This is a genomic window from Geobacter sp. PheSNFMC, assembly GCF_059620965.1.
Map to the genome: position 1 here is coordinate 1 of NZ_JCAMRN010000124.1, position 1,772 is coordinate 1,772.

Below are 1,772 nucleotides of genomic sequence, written 5' to 3' on the forward strand. Positions count from 1 at the left end.
AACTTCATGAGCGATCCGGCCACCTACAAAGCGGACGGCTCCGGCAACAACTTCTCGCACCTGCAGGGCTGGAACGCCACCAACGGCTCCAAGCAGAACGAGCTGCTCTACTGCTGGGGCTGCCACACCAACGCCGGCACCGGCGAACTGCGTAACCCGGGTGCCATCACCGAGACCTATTCCCCGGGTACTCCTGGCGACCCGGCAACGGTGGTTGCCTACCCGAACATCGGCAAATCAAATACCTGCATGACCTGCCACCTCGGCCGCGAAGTCGGCGACGTCATCAAGAACGACCAGGATGCCGACGGCGTCCGCGGCTTCATCAACTCCCACTACCTGGCAGCCGGCGGCACAGTGTTCGGCAAAACCGGCTACACCTTTGGGAACAGGGATTATGATTCAACCCCCAAAGGCTTTGTGCACGATAAGCTCGGCGTTTCCGCAACCGGTAACGCAGCCGCGGATGCCTATATCGCCCAGAACGGACTCAGCACCAGTGGTCCTTGTGCGGCCTGCCACCTGGGCAGTGAGAAGCTTGGCGCAAAGACTTCTCACACCTACAGCCCGTTCAGTGAGTATGCGGCTGGCGACGTCGCGCTCAATCCGCTTTGCGTAACCTGCCACACCAGCCGCGGCGCCGGCAGCAATGCCAAGTCCGCATGGTTCGAGGCCACCTGGAAGACTCGCTCCGATGCAGCCCTCGAAGCCCTGAGAGCTCAGTTGGACAATCGGGGAATGTACTTCTTCAATGCCCATCCGTACTTCTATCAGGGAGCCGGCGGTTCCGGCGGCGCCTTCACCAACTGGGCCGGCGTGTTCGGGGTTGCCGAATGGAAAGATGCCATGGGCACCGCCTTCAACTACAACCTGCTGGCTCACGATCCGGGCGCCGTTGCCCACAACCGCTACTATGTAAGACGGCTTGTATACGATTCGATCGACAAGCTCGACGACGGCATTCTGAACTACAGTGTCTCGGCAACACTCAATGCTCTTGATGGAGCGGTAGCAACGTACAAAAACGACGCTATTGCTTTCCTCATTAACAGCGCGGGTACTGCTGGCACTGCCTCCGAGCGCTATTGATCGGAAGGCAGGGATAGCATTGTAGCGGTAGCACAGGAAGGCCCCGGCGACGTACTGCCGGGGCCTTTTCTTATGTGGCCACAACCGCGCCTACAGCAAACGGCTGATCTGGGCTGCATCGACTTTCCCCTCGATATATCAGGATGAGCACATTGGATAAGAAACTGTCCGACTGAGAACAGTTATCGGCCGTTTTTCTCATTACCGTATTCTCATGCAGTTTTTTTAGACTAATTTACTGTGAAAATTTGACAAAATGGCAACCCGCTTTAAACTCATTCCCATTAGCTCATGAGTTGCTCCGGCTGACTGCCTTTACCGCCTGTTCCGGCTTCCAGCCGCAGGAGCCTTGCTAGCTTCCCCCTCTTCCGAGTGTTTAGTGCATTATGGAGACGCGGCCTTCCATGAGTGAAGGTTGTGCGCAGGTCCCACAGATGGGACGACGGACAAGGAGGTTGCCTTGCCGTGCTCGGTTGCCAAAGGTGAAGGTCCATTCGATCCGTTTACCGCGACCCATGAGCGGATCCTCGAAACGGCCCTTGGTCTGTTTTCGACCAGGGGGTACCTGGGCGCCACGACCCGCGAGATCGCCCGTCAGGCGGGCATCGCGGAGGTGACGCTGTTCCGCCATTTTCCCTCCAAAGTAAAGCTTCTCGAAGAAGCGATCACCCGTTACTCCATGT

1 protein-coding gene and 1 pseudogene are annotated in these 1,772 nt (G+C 57.8%); both read left to right on the forward strand.

The features are described 5' to 3' along the window. Positions 1–1,089 (forward strand): annotated as a pseudogene (locus AC6CDK_RS17720) (hypothetical protein); the annotation flags it as partial. A 460-nt stretch (positions 1,090–1,549) separates the two neighbouring features. Continuing rightward, positions 1,550–1,772, forward strand: a 223-nt coding sequence (locus AC6CDK_RS17725) for a TetR/AcrR family transcriptional regulator (protein ID WP_192906047.1), incomplete at its 3' end; no start/stop codon positions are given.